Raw genomic sequence first — 23,801 nt, forward strand, 5'->3', positions numbered from 1 at the left:
CCTTGCCGGGATCCTTTCATTTACATTCCTTTCATTTTAAAATCAGCTTTCCCATTCTGTTTCACCTTATACAAAGCCATATCTGCGCTTTTACAAAGAGACATAACGTCTTCTCCCTGTTCCGGGAATGCAGCTCCGCCTGCGCTGGCTGAAAGCTCTACAACCTCTCCTGTAGGCAGTGTAAGCTGGGAAATCATCCTCTGAAACGTTTCCATATAAGTCCGCGCCATTTCCCCTGTAAGATTCTTCAGGTAAACCACAAATTCATCACCGCCATACCGGCCGATTATGCTATCCTCCGGGAAACAGCTTTTCATAGTTTTCGCAAAATGCTTCAGGCAGAAGTCTCCATTGTTATGACCGTAAGTATCATTATAAATTTTAAAATTATCTACATCAATAAAGATGAAGATGCCTGGCGTTTTTTTACGCAATTCTTCTTCCACGGCAATCTGAAAAGCTCTGCGGTTCAGAATTCCGGTAAGAGGATCTGTAGTAGACAATCCCATGTATATTTTCTTATCTTTTTTCTCCAACAGCACAAGGGTCAGCATGTACAGTATCGTGAAGCCTACCAAAATACTTCCATATACTCCGCCCCAGGCGGAAAACTGCTGGGTAATATCAGAAATATTCTTATTTGTCAGTTCAACGATCACATACCAGCCTGGCATAACAGAAATACTTCTATAGGAAATTGTAGATTCCTCTCCTCTGATAATAGCGGAAAATCTCCCATCCTTCTTTCCGGAGCGCATGTCCTTTATCCACTGGTTGTAGGAATAACCTGCATCATACTGGAAATACTTCTGCTGAAGCAAAAGATTGTTCCAACTGCCAGACGTGCCGGAATTGTCACTAACACAGGTAATAAAATTTTCTGAATCGGCCTTTAACAGATGAATGTTGATCTTGCCCTGAAGAAGCTCATACTCACCCAGCTGTCTGAGATTTTCGATCATAATCGACACATAAAGTGTATGAACCAGTGAAGTATCCCCTACTGGCACAAAAACAGTCATGGTCATATTTCCAGTTCTGCTGGACTGGTAAGGATCCGAGTTAAAAGAAGTATCTGAAGCCAACGCCGCCTCATCCAGCTTCTTCTTTTTGATATCGGAAACAGCGCAGCTGCTGCTGCCATAAATTTCGCCATCATTCATAATAAAACCAATATCACCGAAAACAGTCTTGTCAAGATTTTTCTCCAGCTGTTCCAGGATTTCCTCCGGCTGGGCATTTTCCATAGACCGGATCATCTTTATATCTTCCTGTACATAGTTCTGAAGATATTCCATAGAATCATTCATCTTTTCCGCGTACAGGCCTGTGATCAGCTCCAGATGCTCTGTATTGAAATTCCGCGCAATTCTGCTCAGGTGAAAGTATGCCGCCACGATAATGACAAGGCAGACTGCCAGATACAAAGCCAGCAGGACTTTTCTTTTTGTTTTATTTTTTCTTCGATCTTTCATGAGACAGCATTCTCCATAAGGTAATCAGAATCAACCATAATGACTCCGGTATCAAAATACTTCTGCTCTGATTTTTCTCCCTTTATAAGAGAATTCAGGGAAAGCATTCCCAGATATCCCATCTGATCCTGTTTCTGCAACACAGTCACTCCATGATACTCCGGATTCTGAAGCATCTGTTTCGTTTCGTCCGCCAGGTCAAAACCCACCAGCACCACATCTGTTCTTTCTTCTTCGAAAAGAGTATTTACGATGCCGACAGTAGATGTGTTATTACAACCGAAAAAGCCCTTTATATCTGCATTTTCTCTCAATAATGCAGAAGCATCCGATTGTGCCTTTTTCGTATCACCGCCATTAACTCTTATATCCTGAACGATTTCCCACTGCTCCGGTGCATTGCCCGCCCAGAAATTCAGGAATCCGGAAACACGGTTTACCATTGCCTGGGAGGTATCCGATGACAACTGGATTCCCACTTCCAGTGGGTCTGTCGGTGAATTTCCTGCATCATACAACATCTCCAGCATTTCTTTCGCTGCCATTTCTCCGGCATCTATATTATCTGTCATGTAACAGGCATCAAATTCGCTGCTGTTAATCGAAGAATCAATAAGTACTACCGGAATATCCTTTTCCCGTACCTTCTGACAGCTGTCTGCCAGTGAATTGGAATCCTGCTGGCTCCGGCAGCGCCTTGCTCCATAGCCTGGTTCATCAGGTCAATCTGACCGGAAATGTCAGTTTCGTTATCAATTCCACCAAGATAAACCGCTTCATCCAGTTTTTTTGCAGCTTCTGTTATACCATCTATTACTTTTTCCCAGTAAGCACCATGATAATTTTTCAGAATAACATATATTTGCTTATCGCTTTCCGGATTAGAAATACAGGTATAGTCCACCACAGCGGGCTGCTCTGCTGCCTCCTCCATGTTTGCCTTCGAACTCCCCGAGCAGCCTCCCAGCAGAACAGATGCCACTCCCACAAAAATCAACCGATATGCTTTCGTTCGTCTCATTTTTTCCCCAGTACTTATACTCCAAATTGTAACGCTTGCAGCGCAGATATTGAATAGTTACCAGATATTTTACATTTTTGCATATATTTTTTGTGTATATCTGATATATTATATGCCTGATGTATAAGGGCTGTCAATGTCTATTCTTCACGATTCCCAGTCTGCATCCTCCGTTTCTGATTTCTGTTATCTATTTTTCATACTCCTTAACCTTCTTTTCATACTCTTCCTGGTTTTCTATTACATGTTTTACAATATGTCCATGGCTTTTCTTCTTGGCAGCCAGATTCCGGCCAGGACGTTCGGCATATTGATCTTCGGGAATCTCCAATGCATTTGCCACGGCATGAATAATTCCGTTGCTGCTGTATGTGGCTCCGCTGACAGCATCAATGTTCAGACTTTGTTCCTCTTTCATCTCTTCAATTACAACTGGCGCAGCTTTGAAAAAATATTCTTCTGTGTCACAGTATGAGAAGATGGAAATATCCGTTACCTGCTGATTTTCCACAGTAACCTGAACTTCTACATCACCACGAAAGGCATCGGCAGATCCTGTATATACGCCATCGACAAGGTTCCGGAAGCGGCCTGCAGAAATAAATTCAGCCTTGTCCGCAGCTTTATCATCAGAACCATTCTCCGCAGTCTCTGAAGTTCCTGCCTCCTTCAAAGCATTCTGTACAGCCTGAATCAGCCCCTTACTGCTATATGTAGCACCGGATACGGTATCTGCATTCGTATTCTGCTGTCCGATTATTGCAGAAAAGATTTCAGCTTTCGCTTTTTCCATATAAGACTTGTCATCCTCATAACTATCCAGTGTAAGACTGGTTATTTTTCCGTCCGCCACACTTACAGTGACACGCATCGCTCCACGATAGCCCTCACCTGTTCCAGTATAAGTACCGTCTTTATATCTGAAACCTTCAACAACACCGCCTGCTATATTTCTATCCTTCGTATAGCTTCTCGCCGTAAGGAGCCGGGAAGCCCCAATCATCACACACGTGAGCAATACTCCGATCACCATTCCATATTTAATTCCAAAATGCGCATTTCCTTTCGGACACCAGCTAATGCACTGCTGGCACGCAATGCACTCTCCACCTGTAACTTGTTCCTTTTTCGTAAAATCAATTCCCATGCTGCATTTCGCAGTACACAAAGAACAGGCACTGCATTCTCGTCCGGGCTTTTCGATTTTCAAAAATGCACCTCTGGAAATCAGTGCATACACCGCTCCCATTGGACAGAAATATCTGCAAAAGAATCTCTTTACCAACACTGATCCTGCCAAAATCACCAAGAGTAAAATTCCCCCCACCGAGCACAAAGGCTTCACTCCCGGCCAATGTCCAGGCACAATATACTGGCCAAATATTTCCCACGGACCTTGCTTTTTCCAGGTCAAAACACCACTCCATATAAATATTACAAAATAAACAAGTACTCCATATTTTGCCAGTTTCAGAACTCTGTCAGCTTTCTTGTATATTTCTGGATTTCTGTTCCGCCTCCAGCTGCCTTTTCCCAGCTTCCGCGCTGCAAACCACAAGAAATCCTGCACAGCTCCAAAGCTGCAGAAAAATCCGCAAAAAAATCTCCCCACCAGTACACTTCCTGGCACTGTCGCGATTAGTACATACACCGAATACCTGACACTCTCCCAGGAAATACTTCCAGCATAGATCTGGGAAAAAATATCTCCAATAGCTGTAAATCCTGTTACGAACAGTTCTGGGATTAAGATAAACGACAGTAGTTGGATAACTATTTTTATCCAGTTGTTCTTTCTATTTTTCATTTTTTAGCTGCTTCTTTTTGTAGGCTATCTTTTTTCAACTGCTTCCAAAATTTCCATTTCACAAACACCGAAAGTCTATCAATAATCATAAAAAAGCACTCCTTTCCAAGTAATAGTATACTCAAAAAAGAATGCCTTTTCTATCATTTTCACATTATTTCTTCACTTTACCGAAAGCTATACATCATCCCAACAACGCCTTCATAATCCCCGCATAGCACACCGACACATTTATCAGATCTTCCACCTCCGCATACTCATCAATGGTATGTGCCAGATTTTCTCTTGCAGGTCCCATTCCAATAGTACGTATGCCAGCTTCTCCTGCATAATGGCTTCCATTTGTACAAAAATTGTAGGTAGTTACCTTTGGAGAAAATCCCTCTTTTTCCAGTTCGGATTTTATTTTTGCTACCCACTCCTCTTCTGCGCCAAACAGCCAGCCTGGGAAAAAGCGTTCTCCCTGGATTTTTTCTCCGGTGTAGCATTCCTCTTTTCCCACTGCATAAGAAACTTTATAGGAAAACTGCGGATCCTTTTTCTTCAGCTCTTCCATTTTTTCAATGATTGGCTGAAGCACGCTTTCCTTGGTTTCACCTACCAGAAGTCTGCGGTCATAGGTTGCACGGCAGTATTCCGGAACAACGGAGGCTCCTGGATATGGGGAAGATTTTACGTCTGTCAGCTCCAGGATTCCTTTTCCAAGTTTATTCTGGACAGGCGGTTCAATCTCACGGATAGCCTGAATGGCCTCACACATTTTATATACTGCATTTACGCCCCTTTCCGGGTTTGCTGAATGTGCCGGGACACCAAAGGTCTCAACCACAATTTCTGCACGGCCACGCTGTCCTACTTTTAAATTCATTTCAGATGCTTCACCAATTACCACATAATCCGGTTTCACTTTCGCACTTATTTTTCGCGCGGCAACACCTTCGAAGCATTCTTCATGCACAACACCTGCCACATATACATCTCCGGCAAAATTTTTCCCATTTTCCACCGCATATCTATGCGCAGCAACTGTAAATGCAGCTACCGCACCTTTCATATCAGCAGCTCCTCTGCCATAAAGCTTTCCATCTTCAACAACTGCATGAAATGGATCATGTTTCCAATCCTTTAAATTTCCAACTGGAACCGTGTCTATATGTCCATCAAACAGGACTTTCGAACCAGGATTTTTTCCTTTAATATGACCGATCACATTTCCGTAGCAGTCAGTTTCTATCTCATCGAAAACACCGGTCTCTTTCATATACGCCTTTAAAGCTTCCGCCGCTTTATCCTCGTGTCCTGAATAGCTCTGACAGTTTATCAGACTTTTTGCCAGCTCAATTACTTTTTCGTCCCATTTTTCACTTATCATCTACCAATACCTGTGTTGCACCAAGATTAGTTCTCAGTCCCATTAAAATTGTTTTCAATTTTTTCATAGTTAATTTCCGCCTCGTAAAAAAATTGTTTTTAAGTCTGAAAAAGGCGCAGACACATTGAAGTGTTCTACGCCTTTGTAGTTTCGTTTGCTTTTTGATAGTTCTGCATTATAGGAGCTTTTTTCGAAGTTGTCAAGAGCTTTTTTATTAACTTTGAGATTGTGTTTTATAACTTAACTTAAATTAGTCTATGAATACGAATCTAAAGATTCGTCTAAAAATGCAGCTGCCCCTGCAGCCAAATCAGCCCCTTAAATCTGCGTCCCACAGCTGGTTCTCCCAGCAGATCCGCACAGTTTATACACACATCAAACTGGATATCATTGCACTCGATGGTCATCTGGCACAGTTTCTCACCAGTGAGAATGTTCTTAAAATTCACAAAATCCACGATTTCGCCCATCACACTATACTGATCACATTCAATTCCATGAGGCATAAAACAGGTATCCACAATTGTCAACACATCATCTGTAACAATACGCTCAGAAATCATGGAATACATATCCATATCTTCCATCGTAAGGTCTTCCATGGCTTCTTCATCACCATTTCTGGCAGCCGCGATCAGATTATTGCGGTTTTTTGTCAGCTCTCGCTCTACTTTTACAGCTTCTTTATCTTTCTGAACCGGAAAAAGGATCTTCCCTTCTCTTGCCAGTCCTGTAATCGTCAGTGGCTGTCCTTCACGCACATTCCCCTTATACTTCTCCAGCATATATTCTGCAGGATTCTGAAGATAAAAGATCAAAGTCACGCCAAGGCGCATGTCATCACACGCCCCTGCGTAAGACTCTTTTTCTGCGTGTCTCTCCACGACTACACTCTCCTGAGAGGTGATTCCTGTGCCGCGAAAGAACGGAAATGAATATTCTACGTGAAACTCATTGTCTTCATCATACTGTCCACAGACTGTTATTCCACAGTCACAGCCATAATTCTTGGAATATTGTACAAAAACTCCATCCGGATGATTCTCCACTGCAATTTTCTCATCGTAAGTATTTATCACATCCTGAATGATTTCCTGCATTTCTTTACGTGACTTTACCTTTGAAAAGCCAACAGTTCTTAAATAACTATGCACATTATCACCTCCCTGTTAAGCAGTCTTATTGCAAATCAAACAACTTTTCAGATATTCTGATATTCTCCGGACCATCTGATATTTTACTTTTGATCTATTACTATTTTCAGATCATTTACTTTTAATCTATTACTATTTTCAGCTCAAAGTCCAATTTTTGGTATTTTTATGCTATTTCATTTTTAAGTCCAATTATTTGGACTTTTTCTCGATTTTTGTCATTCCACCCATGTATGGCTGAAGGGCAACTGGAATATTTACGCTTCCATCTGCATTCAGGTTGTTCTCAAGGAACGCGATCAGCATTCTTGGCGGAGCAACAACTGTGTTATTAAGAGTATGAGCAAGATATTTCTTGCCATCTTTTCCGTTTACACGGATTTTCAGACGACGTGCCTGTGCATCACCAAGGTTGGAGCAGCTTCCTACCTCAAAGTATTTCTTCTGTCTTGGAGACCATGCTTCAACATCCAGGGATTTCACTTTCAGGTCTGCCAGGTCACCAGAGCAGCATTCCAGTGTACGAACCGGAATATCCAGGGAACGAAACAGATCAACAGTGTTCTGCCACAGTTTGTCAAACCACATCTTGCTGTCCTCTGGATTGCAAACTACGATCATCTCCTGCTTCTCAAACTGGTGGATACGGTAAACGCCTCTCTCTTCAAGTCCATGAGCACCTTTCTCTTTACGGAAGCATGGAGAATAACTTGTAAGAGTTTTTGGAAGCTCTTCTTCCGGAATGATCTGGTCAATAAATTTACCAATCATAGAATGCTCACTGGTTCCGATCAGGTACAGATCCTCACCTTCGATCTTGTACATCATGGCATCCATCTCAGCGAAGCTCATAACACCTGTAACAACGTTACTTCTGATCATGAACGGCGGTACACAGTATGTGAATCCTCTGTTAATCATGAAATCACGTGCATATGCAATAACTGCAGAATGAAGTCTTGCGATATCCCCCATCAGATAATAGAAACCATTACCAGCAACACGTCTTGCGCTATCAAGGTCGATTCCGTCAAAAGCTTCCATGATTTCTGTATGATACGGAACTTCGAAATCCGGAACAACAGGCTCACCAAATTTCTCAATCTCAACGTTCTCGCTGTCATCTTTACCAATCGGTACAGATGGGTCAATGATATTCGGGATTACCATCATATCCTTCAGAAGCTCTTCCTCAACTTCTTTCTCTCTCTTGGAAAGTTCCTCAATACGCTCACCGGAAGCTGCAACCTGTTTCTTAACTTCCTCTGCTTCATCCTTCTTTCCCTGGCCCATAAGAGCACCAATCTGTTTGGAAATTTTATTTCTCTCTGCACGAAGAGCTTCTACTTCCTGTTTGATCTCGCGGTTTTCCTTATCCAACTCCAGAACCTTGTCAACCAGCTCCAGTTTGCTGTCCTGGAATTTATTGCGGATGTTCTGCTTTACGATTTCCGGGTTCTCTCTCACAAATTTGATGTCTAACATGTCTTCCTCCTGTACTGATACTTTTTTTCATAGCAAATATCTGTTTTATTTTTCCATATCTCTTTTTGCAGCAAGTATCTGTTTTATTTTTTCATATCTCTTTTTATGGCAAGTATCTGTTTTGTTTTTCGTTTTATAACAATATTGTCATTACTATTTATTTTTTATAACAATTTTGTCATTTTTCGCTGTTTTTTTATGACTTATATTCATTTTTTACCAACTGTTCGCAGCAACCAATTTACTCATCTTTTTCAATATTTTCCAAGCCAAAATTTACAGCTTTTCTAAGGGCTTCAAGTTCTTCCTGGCTCAACATTACATAGGACTCTCCCTTTACAATTTCTTTCAGATAAAGGAAGCAATTATCTCTGCTGTGTACTGCATTCAAAATTACTCCGGAATTATCCTGATCCAACAAAGCCAGTGCAAAACTAAGTTTTCCGCCTACATCATCGAACGCATCATACTTTTCAACGCCATATTTGCTGAACATAGATTCCAAATGATGTTTGATAAAGCTGATGTCGTGCTCATGATCCTCTTTGGCTTCATAAAGGCGGTCAATCTGAGCGAATTTTCGTACAAAAACTTTCTCAAGAGATTGTGCGTCACTGCCTTTCATGAACATCTTGTATTTACGTTCCAAACGGCTAAGCCTCATTTTGCTGCTGAATACATTCACCGCCAGAACGATGGTCAGAATCAGCAGTAAAATAATAATGATACCCGGGTCAATTCCCAGGCTGTCAAAAATACTGCTCATGCACTCTCCTTATCTTATTGATTCAAACAACTCAATGATTCTTTCCAGTTCATCTCTGGAATAATATTCAATTTCAATTTTACCTTTATTATTTTTCTTTCTGTGTATAAAAACCCGGGTTCCCATAATGCCCTTCATTTTCTCCTCGAGACTCTCGTAAATCGCATCTTCAGCTGTATTTACCGTCTTCTGAGTTTTCTTCGGTGGCTCCACAATATGTTTTACCAGTTTTTCAGTCTCTCGAACACTTAATTTCTCATCAAAAATCTTCATTGCCACACTTGCCTGCTTATCTTTGTCTGTAATCGCAAGAATTGCACGAGCATGCCCAGCTGAAATCATCTCATCAATCAGCATCTGCTGAACTCTTTCATCCAATTTCAAAAGGCGAAGGGAATTAGTCACTGCAGTTCTGCTCTTAGAAACGCGTTCTGCAATATTATCCTGTTTCAGCTTAAATTCATCGATCAGGCGCTTATAGGCCATCGCTTCCTCTATTGGATTTAAGTCTTCCCGCTGAATATTTTCAATTAGGGAAATCTCAACTACCTGCTGATCATTAAATTCCTTAATGATTACCGGAACTTCTTTCAACCCGGCAAGTTTGGCTGCTCTCCATCTTCTCTCGCCTGCAATAATCTCATAGTAATCACCCTTATCCGAAACCAGAAGTGGCTGTAAGATGCCAAACTGCTTAATTGATTCAGATAATTCCAGTAAAGCATCCTCATCAAACTGCTTGCGTGGCTGAGTTCTGTTTGGCTCTACCTTTGAAATCTTCACAAGCATTTCAGATTTCTTCGGTTCTTCAACTACTGCAGCTTGTGCTATATCTTTTGTTTCTGCAGCACTCTTCACTGCTGAAGCATTCAAAGAACCTTCTTCCTGCTGATGTAAGCTTTCATTTGTGGCAACTGGCTTTTGCTCCGGTTTTTTTTCAGCTGGCTTCACTGACTTCTCCGGGAAAAGAGCATCCAGACCTCTTCCAAGACCTTTCTTCTTAACTGCCATTACTCAACCTCCCTGTTTATCACTTCTTCTGCAAGAAGGCGATAAGCTTCTGCTCCTGTGGATCTCGGATCATAAAGAGTAATCGGCTGTCCGTAACTTGGAGCTTCTGCCAGTCTGACATTTCTCGGAATAATGGTCTTGTAAATATTCTGCTGAAGATTTTCCTTAACATTCTCTACTACCTGTAGCGATAAATTTGTACGGGCATCATACATAGTAAACACAACGCCCTCAATCTCAAGATCATTATTCAGCCTGTCCTTTACCAGATCAATAGTATGTATCAGCTGTGATAATCCTTCCAATGCATAGTACTCACACTGAATCGGAACCAAAACAGATGTCGCAGCAGTAAGTGCATTAATAGTAAGCATATTCAGAGATGGGGGACAATCAATAATAATATAATCATAATTATTCTTTATTTTGTCAGTAATCTCTTTCAATATGTATTCTTTATTATCAATACCAACAAGCTCAATCTCTGCGCCAGACAGATTTACATTTGATGGTATCAAATCTACATTTTCTACTACATCTTTGACAATCGTCTTCTCAACATCGGACTGTCCTACCAGAAGTTCATACAAGGTATCTTCTACTTCATTTTTATCAACACCTAATCCACTGGTAGTGTTTCCCTGAGGATCCATGTCAATTGTCAGAACCTTTTTTCCCTGTTCTGCCAGGCATGCAGAAAGATTAATGGCTGTGGTAGATTTGCCAACGCCGCCTTTCTGATTAGCAACCGCAATCGTTCTGCCCAATATCAACCCTCCCTTTCATATTATTTAGGTTACTGTTCACACAACATTTTTATAAAAAGCAACATGTTTAATTGTAAAAAAGAAGCCTGCTTGCAGGATTCTCCACCTACGGCGGGGCACCTCGAGCGCCATCTAACTTTCTGCCACAGTGTAATCCTACCTGGTAGGGCTTTTTATGCAATAGAAAATTTTAACAGAATTTCTTATTACATAAAAATGTTTCACGTGAAACATTTTGCAAATTTTAATTGCACACAATAACCAAAGTTTATAGATTACACCACCATCCTACAGGTTCTGCAATCTTATCATATAACTATTGCTATTATAACACTTTTAAATTTATCTCGCCACATAATGTTTCACGTGAAACATAGAAAATGGCATTTCTTTTCATAAAAATATTGTCTATTTTTATCTTCTTATTAATTATAACCCTAACTGTGGGATTTTAAACATTTTTTGGAATGTATTTGTTGGAAGTCAACATATAAAAAATTATTATTATTTTCTATTGCTATTTAGTTGATTAAAAGTTCTTCAATGCGGACGCATTTGGACAATGTATATTACTCACTCGCCGGCGCAACGCTCCAGCAAACTAATCGCTAACTGCGACTAATGCGTTCGGGAGAGCCCTCACGCATAAGTCTACGTAAGCGCTGAATTTCGCTTACGCTAAGAGCGCGCCTGAAATGGCTCGCTGGAGTAATACACATTGCCCAAATGCTGTGTACTGGCTGAGACTTGCTGGTTGATAAGAACTTTTAATGAAGAGGGGAGGGGGAGTGATTGTTTTCCCTACACTTTCTTGGCAACGATAGATTTGCAAAAAACAATAAAGTTGCGGGATACCAATTACTTCCCCCACTCCCGTTGTTATCGTTACTGTTTCTTTCTTCCCTTTCCAGCATCAAGCAATTTTGCAATGTATATTCGCAAGCCGCGCATTTCAGGAGCGGTTTTAGTGGAGGTGAGATCCATGACTTACGGAGACTTAGGCGCGAAGGCTCTCCTGAGCGTCTTAGTCGCAGTTAGTCATTAGCTTGCCGGAACGTTGCGACGCGCGGCGGTGAATATACATTGTGAAATCGCGTCCGGGATAACGACCAACACATTAAATAAGTTATAGGTTTGGTAAAGCCAATAAAACCGCGAAATATCAACCATATCTAAACAGGTTATCAAAAGCAAATAATATGTCTTTTTTCGTGAAGCATGTTACTGGTCACGAAATGAGTAGCAATCAGTATTGTTGCTGTTCACCAGTGATGCTCCGCGAGGTGTTTTTTGTGAAAAAAATTCACAGAACCCCCGAGAATTAAGTTTGCACAGAAAGCGTGTTACTGTGAACGGAGTGAACAGCAGCCCAGTATTCTGTCAATTCCCATTTATATGCCAAAAAACATTGTAAAATCAGCCTCTTTGGCGTATAATATACATACAAACCCAAAGGAGGTCCTCTATAAAATGAAAGACACTAAACATAAAATTCTGACTCTGGCTGCGTTGACTACGATTGCCGCTGGTGTCATCCATCTCACCAATAGAGTGATTGTTGCCTCTTCCCAGTTAAAAGAAATGCTTGATTTTTCCAATCACAACTATTATAATTGGCGTTTCGGAAAAATTTATTATACCAAGAAGGGAAAAGGCTCTCCTCTTCTTCTTATTCATGATACAATGCCTGGAGCCAATGGATACGAATGGTCTCGTGTTGAGGATCAGCTTGCTCAAGAGCACACCGTATATACCCTTGATCTATTAGGTTGCGGACGTTCGGAAAAAGCTGGAATTACATATACAAATTTTCTTTTCGTACAAATCATCTGCGATTTTATAAAAAATGTAATTAAAGAGAAAACCGACATCATTGCAAGTGGTTTCTCATGTTCATTTGTTACCACTGCCGCTGCTTACGATAAAGAAAGCATTAATAAAATCATGTTTATTAATCCGGTAAGCATGATTTCTCTTGCCCAAACTACCACAAAAAAGGATAAATTATTCAAATTCTTTATCGAACTGCCTATATTTGGAACCTTTATCTACCATATAATTGTTTCACGTGAAACAATTAATGATTTCTTTCTTGATAAGCTTTATTATAATCCATTCCATGTAGACAAAGATGTCCTGGATGCATATTATGAAGCTGCGCACAAAGGTGGTTATTATGCAAAATGCCTATACTCCAGCCAAAGTGCTAAATATATGAATATCAACATTCGCCATGCTGTAGAATCAATTGATAACAGCATTTATATCGTAGAAGGTGAAGATGAGCCAAATGGTGCTGCAATTGTAGAAGCTTATCAGAAAGTAAATCCAGCAATTGAGTCAGCAACCATTCCATGTTCCAAGCATTTTCCACACATTGAGAATGTAGAAGCATTTCTTGAGCAGGTTGGTGCATTCTTTTAATTAAAATAAAGATATAGATATGCCTTCAAAGCAGAATAAAAAGCTTCGAGATTGTATAATATAATCCCGAAGTTTTTTTGTTTTTGCAATAATAATTTATTATGCTTTATGCTTTTCCTGTTCTTTCTATATTTCCAGAGCCTATTAAAAAAGCTTTCTACAAGATGTACGTCACAATTTGTGGGACTTTGACCAGGATGAGGATGAGGTTGCCGTAGCGAACTATGGCAGCCAAATTCAGGAATATATACCACAAAGTAAGGTGTGCGGATTGCGAAAATGTTTTTTTGATACATCCCAGAGAGTGTTTGAAAAAGGCTTTCTGCAAGGTGTGCGCCACAATTTGCGGGAGATTTGGCCAGAATGAGGGTGCTGCAACGTGCTACGACACACCCAACTACGGGTAAAATATACTGCAAAGTGGAGGGTGTGGATTGAGAAATGATTTTCAAATACATCTCAGAGCTCTTTTCGTATTGTTTTGTTGTTATTTTGTTATTTTTTCAGTTATGCGCTGTTCCATTTTATCTTTATACAATCTTTTTGTTTTAATTAGAATTGTTTAAAAGTATATTTTCACATAACAATATATTTTTCAGAGTATTTTTACGATTCATTTGCCTGTTTTGTTATTCAAAGTACATTAAATAGGTCTTTGTTGTATTATTGTGTCGTTAAGTGTTATTTATTGGACTTTATTGTATGTTTTAGTAGGTTTTCATTTTATAAAAGTTATTATTACATTTTATATTTACCGTAATATTTCAGAAAGCAAAAGCAAAGTTTCTGTTTTCGGACTTTTTATATAGTCGGCTAATGTAAAACCATATGAGTAAAAATCAAAGATTTTAAAATTCATTTTCAAACAAACAATGCATATAAAAATTCAAACAGATAAAATAGCCAACGTTAATTACATATTTCATACCATTTGAAATGTCAGCAGATCAGAGAGTGTTTGGAAAAGGCTTTCTGCAAGATGTGCGTCATAATTTATGGGAGATTTCGCCCGAATGAGGGCGTCGTAGCGAGCTGCGACAACCGAATTCAGACAAAATATACTGCAAAATTTGGCACGCAGATTGCAAGAATGATTTTTAAATATATGTCACAATTCACAGGAACTTTAACTTAAATTCAGTTGCTGTAGTGAACCACGGCGACTGAATCCGAGATATATAGCAAAGCAAGGCGTGCAGATTGCAGGAATGATTTTTCAGACACGCTCGGGCGTAGCCCGCCACACATTTTTTCCATCCGCACCTTCAACTTCACGCATCCAGCTTGATTGATATCGTTATTTGCAAAACGATGTACGCGCATATTCATATCCAGTAGAATTCTTATGTAACAGGCAATTCAACAGTTTTTCCAAACAGCAAAAAAGATCCTTGTCCTGTTTTTTTCACAGGCAAGGATCTTTTTTAATCATTTTTTTCAGCTACTACTCTTCAGCATCCTCTGAAGCCTCTGTCGTTTCTGTTTCAGCATTATCTGTAGAAGCATTTGTTTCAGGATCTGTTGTCTCAGCGTTTTCGTTTTCCTCTTTCTCACCAGTTACAGATTCAAATGCCTGAAACAGTTCTTTTACTGTCATTTTATTTACCAGATATACTTTTTTGTTTATAACAGCGGCATAGTAATTTGTATCATAGGAATAATACTCCACTTCCATTTCATTTCCATCTATATCTGTAAATTTCACAGTCATTTCCGGATCTGTATTGGACTTAAATTCATCAGTCAGACGTTTCTGCGCTGTCATGTTGATCAGCTTATTGTAGAACGTTGTAAATGTTGTGCTGTCCAGATCTTTTCCATTTAGTGTATAAGATAAGGTTACACTGGTTGAACTTGTGGTGCTTGCAGTAGAAGAACTGTCATCTGTATTTTCAGTATCTTCGCCGGTCAAATCACCTGATGAAGTGTTATCATCAGCAGCATTTCCCTCTACATCGTTGCCGTCGGCAACATCACTGCTGGTACTATCTGTTGTATTTTCATCTTCCGTCTCATTATCCGATGTTTCTACGTTTTCATCCTCAGATGTTTCACGTGAAACATTTACGATATAATCTTCTCCTCCGTAGTTCACATCCAGAGTATCCAGATTATTTGCAGACAAATAGCTTACTGTCAAATCCCAGAAATCAGCATTTGTTTTTCCAAGGAAAGTATCAAGAGAATCCTCGGATATTGTATAAATTTCGTTGCTGTCATTCACCCGAACATATCTTCCACCATCTGAAGATTGATCTCCAACCTGAATTACAAGTTCTCTGTCAACCATTTCAGTTTCCGGTTCTGAATCTTCTTCTGCATCTTCAGAACTTTCTGCGGATTCAGTATCTGCTGTTTCCACCCCAGCCTCGTCATCTGATTCAGTTACATCTGTATCTTCTGCTTCGACGTTGTCATCTGCTGTTTCATCTGTATTCTCATTTTCTACAGCTTCTGAATCTTCTGTGTCTGCCACATCCACATCTTCATCTAAGCTTTCGTTTCCATCTGTCTCAGAATCTGCATCTTCATCTGAGCTTTCGTTTCCATCCGTCTCAGAATCCGCATCTTCATCCAAGCTTTCGCTTCCATCTGTTTCAGAATCCGCATTTTCATCCGCCTGGTTCTCATCCCCAGATGCCTCTGAGACCTCCTCATCGCCATTTTCAGCCTCGTTTTCATCATCAGTGGACTCTTTCTCAACTTCTTCCTGATAATCCACTGTAATCTCTGCATACGGCTTATCTAATCCGTACTGAGAAAGCTCATCTTTTGCGCAGTTATAATTTACATAACTTGCATAAGCCATACTGGATAATGCGCTGGCTAAGGAAGTGGCCTTCGCGGAATCTGCTTTCTCAGTCTCTCCATCATCAGTAATATTCCAGAAATTATTTTCATCTTTCTCTACAACATAGGAAGAATCTTTTCCTTCTACAGAAATTTTGCTGACCGTAGAGGAATCCACAGTTGGGAAAACGCCGCTTTTTGCAAAGTCGTACAAAGTTCCTTCAAAAGAAGAAAACGTGGAATTGCTTACTACATAAACCGTAGAAGAATCCTCGTTCAAGTCAATATATTCCTGACTTGTGGAATCATTCTCCATTCCAAGCTGGATTACTGTCGTTTCCCCATCTTCTGTGGTAACCGTGATCGTGTTCTCCGGCTGATCCAATTCATACTCTGATGCATCCTCCACATTTTCCAGTGTTCTTTCCGCTTTTATAGAATTCAGGGAGCTTACCAGTGTGTCGATTTTATCCTGATCTACTGGAAAATCAGTTTCATCACTTTTCACCCAGGAATCTCCATTTTTTTCAAAGGTAACTTCTTTTTTATCAATTACAAATTTTATTGATTTTACATCAGCAGACGCTATGGAAATAATTTCCGGATTTTCTTCCTCCGCACTTTCGGCATCCGCGGCCTCTTGCTTGGCTACGTAGGCTTTTACGCCTACGTATGCGCCGCTGAGGACAACCAAAACGCCCACTGCTGTAATAAGATTTACTGATTTTTTCTTCATCAGGCTTTTCTCCTCTTTAACCAAATCATAAATCCAATCAACAGGAATACTCCAGGAATCAGACCAATGGTACAGATTTTCCAGAAGCTTGCATCATATGCTGTCAAAGTCAGATAAGATACTTCCAGGCTCTTTGATGGGATAGAGACTGTTGTACTGTCTTCTGCGTCTACCAGAGAACTTAAAGAAGTCATCACAAGTTTCTCATTTCCGCCAGAAACCATCTGATTGATCTGGCTCTGTAGCAGGTTTGATGTGGAATAATAAATAATACGAGTCTCTTTATCATCATCTACAGTCTCTGTAATGCTGACACCCAGGTCAAATGGGCCTTCCACATCACCGTCTTCCTTTTCAAGAGAACCGCTGTTCAAATCTGTCTTTGAATATGCACTGTCGGAAGTTGTAAGAAGACTTTCAATATTTACAGTGTCTCTCACGTCATCAGATTTCTGGATTCCCTGTGCATACGGCATCAGGATGTAATATCCGGAAGAAGAAACATCAGATGTAATATCTGTGCTGTTTACAGTTGGAACCAGATAGTAAGGCATCTGAGCGGCATAATGCTGTGCATCACCCTCAAATACCAGACCATCTACTCTGCTTACGCCGTAGTTTTTCAGCACTGCATCAAAGTTTTCCATTTTTTCTCCTGTGTAATCGGAGAAAATCATTGCTTTTCCACCATTTTCCAAATAATCGATCAATGCGGTCTTCTCATCCTCTGAGATATCTGTTGTAGGAGAATCAATCAGCAGACAGCCGGCATCCTCTGGAACGCTTCCCTCTGTAAGCAGATTCAGGGATTTGATTTCCATGTTTGCTTTCTCAATATCTTCCTTAATCGTAGAATCAAGCTCCTGCTCTCCATGTCCCTCTAATGTGTACAATACCGGCAGGTTTTCACTAGTTACATATGCGATGGCACTTGTAATCTGACCTTCGCCGTCGAATCCTGTTGTCTGATAACTGTATGTGTTGTAATCCATTGTAGATTCGTAAATATTGTTATAATTTACAACCTTATTTCTGTCTCCGCATACAACAATTAAGCTATTAGAGGAAAGGTTGTCACTGGTGTATTCACTGACAAATTTAGGATTGACCACTGGATCTTTCTGTTCCACCTTAATATGATCAGATTCATCTGCATATCTTTGAAGCAGATTACTGATAGTCTCATCCTCACTTCCGCTCTGGGCGATCTGATATATGGTTACATCCTTGTCCAGATTTTTCAGCATCGCTTTTGTCTCATCACCGATGGTGTAAAGTTTCTCGGAGCTGATATCCAGCTGCGTATACTTTGAAGGAAGATTTCCAACGATCATATTTATAACAATAATGATAGCAATGAAAACAACAATCATAACAGAACTGTAGCTTCCATTTTTCAAGTACTTTTTATTAATACTGTCTTTAAATTTTCGTTTTTCTTTTTTGTTATTATTGTTATTATTTTCGACATTTTTAATATCAATTGCGTTTTTATCGTTATTATCAATATTGTTATCATTTTTCTTCTTAAAAAACATTTTCCCCACCTCCTTAATTCCAACGTCTCTTCAAAATCGTCTGCATGGTAAGGAATATACAAATGGCAATGACGGACAGGAAATAAAGAACTCCAGTCACATCAAAAATACTGTTTGTAAAGTTTTCAAAGTGTGAACTTAAGTTAAACACTTCAAGAACCTTCTGGATTCCTCCTTCAAACACGCTGGATTTTACAACATAAATAATCACCAGTGCCACTTCTCCAATCACGCAGACAGCACCTGAGATCACTGCATTTTTTATCATACTGTAAATCATAAGGCTAAGCGCTATGATCAGAATGCCAAATGTCACACACGTAGACATTGCCGTCTCTGAGAAAAAAGAAGAAATTCCATTCATCATATAAAAAGCAAATAAAAATACAAAGGTAAGAACTGCTGCAATTACCTGGCTCTCAGTGATTGCTGAGAAAAATACGCCGATTGCAATGTTTGCACTTCCCAGAAGGAAAAATCCAAGGAGTGCTGTGTACGCGGAACCAAATGCAACGGTTCCGAACTTCGACATAACCAGCGGATAAGTTGCAAGAACCGCAATGGGAATTGCATAAATAGTCACAAGTGCAAGGTATTTTCCCATTACGATGCCGGATACAGATACTGGAGAGGTAAGCAGAAGCTGGTCCGTTTTTTGCTTTCTTTCCTCAGCAAGTACACGCATGGTCAGGATCGGCACTGCAATCAGAAACACAAAGGTCATGGCATTTAAAGTATATTCAAATTTCGGATAAGCAGCTGAAAGCTGGTACGCTGAAAAGTAAATACCTGCGATCAGCAACACAAAAAACATAAACAGGTAGCCGACCATGGAAGTCAGGTAGCTCTTCAACTCTCTTTTATAAATAGCAAGCATGGTTTACTCTTCCCCCTTTTCTTTCTCAGATGCGGCAAAACTGTCCTGTTTATCACCAGACAGTCCATTATCTGACGCATCATCGGATATTTCGTCCGATCCATCAAAGTCTTTTTCTTCAAGTCCATGATCAGGGACAGTATCTTTATCTTTTTTCTCGCTCTCTGTAAGTTCAAGGAATATCTCCTCCAGAGAAACTTTCTTAGACTGCATTTCAAGAATCGGACAGCCGACATTTACCATACTGTAGAATACTTTTTCACGCACATCCATATTCTCTTCGGTGCCCACTGTAATGGCGTATACGCCTTCCTCCGGGCTTTTCTTTACCGTAACCTCTTTTACCCCTTCTACGGCCTCCAGAGCGGCTCTGATAGTGTCTTTCTGACCTTTTACAAGCAGATTCAGATTGTTTGAGCCTGCTGCCAGTTTTCCCAGATTCTCAGGGGTATCGCTGGCTACCAATTTTCCATGGGAAATAATCAGCACGTAGTCGCAGACGGCACTGACTTCGGACAAAATATGGGAGCTGAGGATAACAGTGTGTTTCTGTTTCAGGCCTTTGATCAGATCGCGGATTTCGTTGATCTGTTTTGGGTCAAGGCCGACAGTCGGCTCATCCAGAATAATAACCTCCGGGTAACCAAGCACAGCCTGCGCAATACCAACCCTCTGTCTGTAACCTTTGGAAAGGTTCTTGATCAGACGATTTTTCATGTCGGTAATCTTTACCATGTCCATGATTTCTTCGATCATAGTGGCTTTTTTATCTTTAGGAATTTTCTTCAGATCTGCTACGAATTTCAGATATTCCAGAACGGTCATATCAAAATAAAGGGGCGGCATTTCGGGTAGATATCCGATGCATTTTTTTGCCTCCTCAGGTTCTTCCAGAATATCATGACCGTCTATGACTACTGTTCCCTCGGTGGATGCAATATAGCCGGTTATCATATTCATGGTCGTAGATTTTCCGGCGCCGTTGGGGCCCAGAAAACCATAAATCTTGCCTTTCTCGATTTCAAAAGAAAGGTGGTCTACAGCGGTGTGATCGCCGTAGCGTTTTACCAGATTTTTTACTTCAATCAAGTTTCTTACCTCCTTCAAGTTGCAGATGCATGGTTTATCCCATGCATCTATCTATGATTATTTTATGTGCAACCTGTGAGGAAATTTAGATAATTATGTGAGAAATATGTGATTATTTTGTGTTGGAAGTGTGTCCCAAAAATAAAATACATTCCAAACTTTCTTTATTAATCTGGAATGTATTTTAGCGTATAATTTTATAAAAAATTCCGTAATAGCAACATTCAAAAAATAACATACTCCGGATAGAGCGATTTATACACACATTTTCCATTCTCCTGAGGTTCAACTCCAAATATTTTGTTTATAACTAGTATATCGTAAATTAAATAACTGTTATATATTTTTTTGAGATAATGTGTGGTAAAATAGTGTTATCTAAGAAAGGGATAAACACTATGAGAAGAACATATCTTGCTCTGTCAGATGAGGACAGACATTATCTTATAACATTATCCAAAAAGAGAACTATTCAAGCACAAATTGTAGATCGTGCCAAAATTTTATTATATAAATCCGATGGGATGACTTTCAGCGATATTGCTGAAAAACTTGCTGTTAGTCCGTCCACTGTACGCCTTTGTATTTCTAAATATTATGAAGGCGGTGTTGAAAATGCTCTTTTTGATACCCAGCGCCCTGGACGTCCATCTGAAATTACAGATGATGCAAAGGCATGGATGATTAATATCGCCTGCCAAAGACCAGTGGAACTTGGATATGCACAGGAACTTTGGACTTTAAATTCTCTCCATAAGCACATTCGAAAGCATGCGGAAGAGGCAGGATATCCGAGACTTTCAACCGTTACCAAGCCTTATATTCAAAAATTTCTCAAAGAGCAGGATATCAAACCATTTAAGATTAAATACTACTGTGAAAAACGGGATCCCGATTTTGAATCAAAAATGCATGAAGTTCTCCTGGTTTACAAGCAGATTGAAATGCAGTTTGATGAAAATGGTACACTCATTGTCTCGGATGATTATAAACTAACAATCACAGTATCATATGACGAAAAACCAGGCATCCAGGCAATTTCTAATACAGCGCCGGATCTGCGCCCAATAGTAGAAAACGGAGAGGTATACCGGGATACAGAATACAAACGCCTGGGAACCCTTTCTTTATTAGCCGGTATTGATCTGCTTACAGGAGAAGCAATCCCATTGGTAAGTGAAACGCATAAGAGTTCTGATTTTATCGAATTTTAAAAAATATTGGATAAAAAGTACCCATTGCAGGATACCATCAGAATCATCTTGGACAATCATTCAGCACACACTTCCAAAGAGACACAGCGATTTCTGGATACAATGCCAAAAGGACGGTTTAAATTTGTATTCACGCCTAAACATGGGGCTTGGCTAAACATGATTGAAAGTTTCTTCTGCAAGATGACCAAGCAAATGCTACGTGGAATTCGAGTCAACACCAAGCAGGAATTGGAAGAACGAATTTACCAGTATTTTGAGGAAATCAACCGAGAGCCTGTAGTTTATCACTGGAAATATAAAATGGATAAAATCAGCGAAGCTGAAGTATCATCAATTTAATATAACAGTTATTTATTATCCAATGTACTAGATCTGTATAGCCGGAATGATTATAATCTTTTCCTCGTTCATAACCGCCTTTCTCCTCTCCCCCACTTTTTCCAATATTCCTCAGGAAAGTGAACATGACATACAATAAAACTAATTTCTTTTCGCTCGTTATGCTTTTTATCAATAAATGAAAGTTCCCATTGCTCTACAAACAATTTTCTTTTTTCTCCAAAGGAACCACTTAAAAGGACTCGCCATACCTGTCCTACACTTTCTCCTGAACCACCTTCTTGATCCTTATTGCTTTTTCCCTATATTTTTTTCTGCACAAAAACATTCGCCTTCCATTTCTGCATTTTTTAACTTCTCCCTCATCTGCATACATATAAAGCTTCAAAGTCGGACGTAATCCATTTTCACTAAATGAAGTCCATCAAAAAATAAACACAACACATAGAATAAAATCAAAAACTAGTGGAGTTCTATTCTAATACAATTATTGATAAATTCACAGTTATGTGATACCATTGTCTTGAATATTTGTATGGAGGTATGCTATGGCTGTTAGTTATAAGAAATTGTTGCACCTTATGATAGAGAAAGACATTACAAATGCTAACCTAATGAAAGAAGCGAATATTTCTGCAAATATAATCAAAAAAATCAAAACAGGAAAGTATATTGCGCTTGATAAAGTGGAAAGTATCTGCGAAGCACTTGATGTTACGCCAAACGATATTCTGGAATTTACTCAACCGGAGGATGAAGAAAATGCCTGATAAAATAATGGCTATATTGGCAGAAGTAACAGGAGGTAAAAGTTATAAAGCCCATAAGTATGGTCTTGATCATGCGGATAGGCCTTTTATCGATTATGGAGAAGATTCTATTATATGGAAGAAAACAGCAGAAACTGATAAGTCAAACAGAAAGTATGTTCCTTTAGAAGTATTAAGTAAAACGTTGTCTGCACGAGAAGAACAGAGACTTACATATTTTTTGGATGGTTCTCGCAGAGTTTTTAAAGTTGATGACATAGCATATACAAAATCTGGAGGAAGAAGCGCAATATATCCTGTTGTTGCTGGACAGATAGGTGTGGGATGTTGCAAAAGAGAAAACAAACGTTTGATTCCAGAGAAATTTAAAAGAGAATTTGTTCTTTCAATTCCGGATATTGCAAATGCAGATGGGAAAGCTGGCTTTTTTCCGGCAACAGCTAGAAAACTGAACGAATCACCAGAATTAAAGAGGCTTGGAATTGAATTTGCAACAATTATTCCTTATCGTACCGCAAAGAATGCGGAAAAGAAGTTTGAAGATCTCGGTACAGCATGCATTCAAGATAGGATGTCACAACGAGAAAAAGAATTGGTAGCTGAATTGGTAAGAGAAGGAAAACTAAATCAAGACAATTACCTTGTTAAAGATGGATCTTTAGAATATCGCCCTACGAAAGAAGATAAAGCAGATAAAAGAAAGTATCAGATTTTTAAAAACAATTATAATTGGGTTCTTGGCGTTTCAAAAAATTTTAATCCAGAAGTTTGCGTAGATATTAATGGAAAACCCAATCCAGGTTTTATTGCAGATTTACCATTATACCATAGAACACCGGTGGCCTGTTTTAAAAATCCAGATTGGTTTGGAGATACAGAGTTTGCTGTATGGTATATAAGGATCAGAGATAAGAAGCGCACGCGAACACCGTTTGATGGAATTATTAAAGTTGAGAAAATACTGGTTACACAAGAAGAAATCGAAGATGGAATTGATAGTACACTTGTCAATCAGTTAAGTGCTTATCTTATTAACGAGAGAAATCCAGTATGTTATGGCTCGGATTTGCGGTGGGCAAATCATTTATATCCAATCTATCTTACGGAGGCGTACGTCAAATCAAGATATCTTAGTGCCGAAAGTTTTTTGCATTTATTTTAAG

20 protein-coding genes are annotated in these 23,801 nt (G+C 39.5%); 6 read left to right on the forward strand and 14 right to left on the reverse strand.

The window, feature by feature from the left end; translation table 11 throughout:
• Positions 1-20 precede the first annotated feature (20 nt).
• The 10 genes from I2D69_RS14235 to I2D69_RS14280 form a co-directional block, all read right to left on the reverse strand.
• A complete protein-coding gene (locus I2D69_RS14235; protein WP_195380098.1) occupies positions 21-1,475 on the reverse strand; it encodes a GGDEF domain-containing protein in 1,455 nt (484 codons plus the stop codon).
• Positions 1,472-2,140 (reverse strand): substrate-binding domain-containing protein, encoded by a 669-nt coding sequence (locus I2D69_RS14240; protein WP_195380115.1) that lies wholly within the window; start codon positions 2,138-2,140, stop codon positions 1,472-1,474. The genes I2D69_RS14235 and I2D69_RS14240 overlap by 4 nt, the downstream gene beginning before the upstream one ends.
• Complete coding sequence (locus tag I2D69_RS14245; RefSeq protein ID WP_195380099.1) at positions 2,095-2,496, reverse strand: hypothetical protein; 402 nt, start codon at positions 2,494-2,496, stop codon at positions 2,095-2,097. Before I2D69_RS14245 ends, I2D69_RS14240 begins: the two co-directional genes overlap by 46 nt.
• A gap of 190 nt (positions 2,497-2,686) precedes the next feature.
• Positions 2,687-4,303, reverse strand: a complete 1,617-nt coding sequence (locus I2D69_RS14250) for an FMN-binding protein (protein WP_173735517.1) — start codon at positions 4,301-4,303, stop codon at positions 2,687-2,689.
• Positions 4,304-4,487: 184 nt separating this feature from the next.
• Entirely contained in the window at positions 4,488-5,675 is a 1,188-nt protein-coding gene (locus I2D69_RS14255) for a YgeY family selenium metabolism-linked hydrolase (protein WP_195380100.1), read from the reverse strand.
• 281 nt (positions 5,676-5,956) lie between these two features.
• Complete coding sequence (locus I2D69_RS14260) at positions 5,957-6,829, reverse strand: DUF3881 family protein (protein ID WP_195380101.1); 873 nt, start codon at positions 6,827-6,829, stop codon at positions 5,957-5,959.
• Positions 6,830-7,021: 192 nt separating this feature from the next.
• Entirely contained in the window at positions 7,022-8,314 is a 1,293-nt protein-coding gene (serS, locus tag I2D69_RS14265; protein WP_148463062.1) for a serine--tRNA ligase, read from the reverse strand.
• Between the two features lie 241 nt (positions 8,315-8,555).
• Complete coding sequence (locus I2D69_RS14270; RefSeq protein WP_118580781.1) at positions 8,556-9,080, reverse strand: DUF4446 family protein; 525 nt, start codon at positions 9,078-9,080, stop codon at positions 8,556-8,558.
• 9 nt (positions 9,081-9,089) lie between these two features.
• Positions 9,090-10,091 carry a ParB/RepB/Spo0J family partition protein gene (locus I2D69_RS14275; RefSeq protein WP_195380102.1) on the reverse strand — a complete coding sequence of 334 codons (1,002 nt, stop codon included), beginning with the start codon at positions 10,089-10,091 and terminating at the stop codon, positions 9,090-9,092.
• Positions 10,091-10,858: an AAA family ATPase gene (locus I2D69_RS14280; protein ID WP_148463060.1), complete on the reverse strand. Its 768-nt coding sequence runs from the start codon at positions 10,856-10,858 to the stop codon at positions 10,091-10,093. Before I2D69_RS14280 ends, I2D69_RS14275 begins: the two co-directional genes overlap by 1 nt.
• Before the next feature lie 1,470 nt (positions 10,859-12,328).
• Between I2D69_RS14280 and I2D69_RS14285 the strand changes: the two genes are divergently transcribed.
• Both I2D69_RS14285 and I2D69_RS21160 read left to right on the forward strand, forming a co-directional pair.
• Entirely contained in the window at positions 12,329-13,282 is a 954-nt protein-coding gene (locus I2D69_RS14285; RefSeq protein ID WP_195380103.1) for an alpha/beta fold hydrolase, read from the forward strand.
• Between the two features lie 958 nt (positions 13,283-14,240).
• The gene (locus tag I2D69_RS21160) at positions 14,241-14,417 is read left to right on the forward strand and encodes a DUF6783 domain-containing protein (protein ID WP_334285889.1); all 177 of its coding nucleotides are present in this window, start codon (positions 14,241-14,243) and stop codon (positions 14,415-14,417) included.
• Positions 14,418-14,726: 309 nt separating this feature from the next.
• On the opposite strand, the gene I2D69_RS14290 is transcribed toward I2D69_RS21160, so the two are convergent.
• Genes I2D69_RS14290 through I2D69_RS14305 form a run of 4 tightly spaced genes read right to left on the reverse strand, consistent with a single transcriptional unit; the run spans position 14,727 to position 20,312 of the window.
• The gene (locus I2D69_RS14290) at positions 14,727-16,808 is read right to left on the reverse strand and encodes a DUF4340 domain-containing protein (RefSeq protein WP_195380104.1); all 2,082 of its coding nucleotides are present in this window, start codon (positions 16,806-16,808) and stop codon (positions 14,727-14,729) included.
• Positions 16,808-18,346: a GldG family protein gene (locus tag I2D69_RS14295; RefSeq protein ID WP_195380105.1), complete on the reverse strand. Its 1,539-nt coding sequence runs from the start codon at positions 18,344-18,346 to the stop codon at positions 16,808-16,810. The genes I2D69_RS14290 and I2D69_RS14295 overlap by 1 nt, the downstream gene beginning before the upstream one ends.
• Before the next feature lie 13 nt (positions 18,347-18,359).
• Positions 18,360-19,223 (reverse strand): ABC transporter permease, encoded by an 864-nt coding sequence (locus I2D69_RS14300; RefSeq protein WP_195380106.1) that lies wholly within the window; start codon positions 19,221-19,223, stop codon positions 18,360-18,362.
• Between the two features lie 3 nt (positions 19,224-19,226).
• Positions 19,227-20,312 carry an ABC transporter ATP-binding protein gene (locus I2D69_RS14305; RefSeq protein WP_195380107.1) on the reverse strand — a complete coding sequence of 362 codons (1,086 nt, stop codon included), beginning with the start codon at positions 20,310-20,312 and terminating at the stop codon, positions 19,227-19,229.
• Positions 20,313-20,710: 398 nt separating this feature from the next.
• Between I2D69_RS14305 and I2D69_RS14310 the strand changes: the two genes are divergently transcribed.
• From I2D69_RS14310 to I2D69_RS14320, 4 genes are all read left to right on the forward strand, one after another.
• The gene (locus I2D69_RS14310) at positions 20,711-21,526 is read left to right on the forward strand and encodes an IS630 family transposase (protein ID WP_330643630.1); all 816 of its coding nucleotides are present in this window, start codon (positions 20,711-20,713) and stop codon (positions 21,524-21,526) included.
• Between the two features lie 24 nt (positions 21,527-21,550).
• Positions 21,551-21,868: a transposase gene (locus I2D69_RS21165; protein ID WP_334285088.1), complete on the forward strand. Its 318-nt coding sequence runs from the start codon at positions 21,551-21,553 to the stop codon at positions 21,866-21,868.
• A gap of 548 nt (positions 21,869-22,416) precedes the next feature.
• Complete coding sequence (locus I2D69_RS14315; RefSeq protein WP_195380108.1) at positions 22,417-22,638, forward strand: helix-turn-helix transcriptional regulator; 222 nt, start codon at positions 22,417-22,419, stop codon at positions 22,636-22,638.
• On the forward strand, positions 22,631-23,800 hold the full coding sequence (locus tag I2D69_RS14320) for a hypothetical protein (RefSeq protein ID WP_243243833.1): 1,170 nt from the start codon (positions 22,631-22,633) through the stop codon (positions 23,798-23,800). The genes I2D69_RS14315 and I2D69_RS14320 overlap by 8 nt, the downstream gene beginning before the upstream one ends.
• Position 23,801 lies beyond the last annotated feature (1 nt).

This window comes from Ruminococcus sp. D54t1_190329_F1, assembly GCF_015551645.1.
GTDB lineage: Bacteria > Bacillota > Clostridia > Lachnospirales > Lachnospiraceae > Blautia_A > Blautia_A faecis.